The sequence below is a fragment of the Neisseria sp. P0021.S005 genome, assembly GCF_051956955.1.
Genome location: NZ_JBQCWY010000746.1, coordinates 1 through 1,439, shown reverse-complemented (window position 1 = coordinate 1,439; position 1,439 = coordinate 1). Strand labels below are relative to the sequence as shown.

At 48.9% G+C, this 1,439-nt stretch carries 1 protein-coding gene; it reads right to left on the bottom strand.

All coding sequences use genetic code 11. The features are described from left to right. Positions 1–1,141: ATP phosphoribosyltransferase regulatory subunit (locus tag ACTHUE_RS18935; protein ID WP_440424168.1), on the bottom strand; the 1,141-nt coding region annotated here is incomplete at its 3' end. Positions 1,142–1,439 lie beyond the last annotated feature (298 nt).

Genomic DNA, 1,439 nt, shown 5'->3' with positions numbered 1-1,439 from the left:
TTACTTTCCAAACGCCGTCTACCTGTTTCAGACGGCCTGTAACCTCTTCCGAACCGTTATAGCCGATACCGTAATCGATAACGACACATTGTCCTTGTTCGCGCAAAGCATCTACCGCTTCTTGAGCCGCAGGCATGTCTTTTACATCGACAGCCACCACGGACTCCCGTCCGATAGCAGGAAGGCGGCCGATGAAGCTGCGCAAATCAAAACTGAATCCAGCTGCAGGACGCGCGCGTCCGAAGTATCCGCCCAATCCGTCATAACGGCCGCCGCGTGCCACGGCATCATGACGGTTTGAACCATAAGCCGCGTAAAGCAAGCCGGTATGGTAATTGTCAACGCGCAGTTCCGACAAATCGATATGCACTTTTTGATTTGGGAACGCATCGCATACTGCCTGCAATTCATCCAAAGCCACACTGACTGCGGACAATTCGGGTAATTTCTCTCTAGCCACAGTCAGCACTTCACGACCGCCATACAATCGGGGCAACAATGAAAACGCTTTTGCCCACATGCCGTCAAGTTTCCACTCTTTGACCAACTGGCTGACAGCCTCGGCATCTTTGTCCTGCATCGATGACAGCAGGATTGCCGATTGCTGCTCATCCAAATGCGCGGCATTTGCTAAAGCACGGAATACGCCGATATGGCCTAATGAAAGCAAAACTTCGCCCATGTCGGCAATCTTCATGCTTTTCAGCATCAAATCAATCAATTCGATATCCGCTTCAATGCCTTCCAAGCCGTACATTTCCGCACCCGCCTGCAAAGGTTCGCGCATATTGAGCAATCCGTCAGGACGCGCATGAAGTACCGAACCGGCGTAGCATAAACGGTTGATACCTTGGTTGGCAGAAAGCAAGTGGGCATCGATACGCGCTACCTGCGGCGTAATATCCGCGCGGATACCGAGCTGACGGCCGCTAAGCTGATCGACGACCAAAATGGTTTTCAAAGACAAACCGGCATCGATATGCGTCAATAAGGAATGGCTGTATTCCATCAATGGCGGTTGCACCAATTCATAACCATGCACGCGAAACAAAGCCAACAGCTGCTCACGGGCGCTTTCCAGTTGTCGGGCATTGGTCGGTAACACGTCGGCAACGTGTTCAGGAAGCTGCCAAGACTTCATGAGAATCTACCTCTGTTTTTTTTTGTAAACATAAAGGGCTGCTTAAATTTAAAACCAAATCAGCCTGACGACTGAAATTTTCCTGAATGCGTCAACGGCAAATCCGATGCGGCTTCAACAAAACTGATTTTAAATTTAAACAGCCCCTGAGTAACGGCTTCGAACCGTCAAGTTATTAAAATCAGACTTTACCATATTAAAACGAATTTTGCACCCTGTTTACAGAGAACGTAAAAAAACATTAAAAACAAAGGCCGTCTGAAAACCAAATGCATAGCTGCATCATTTTCAGACGGCC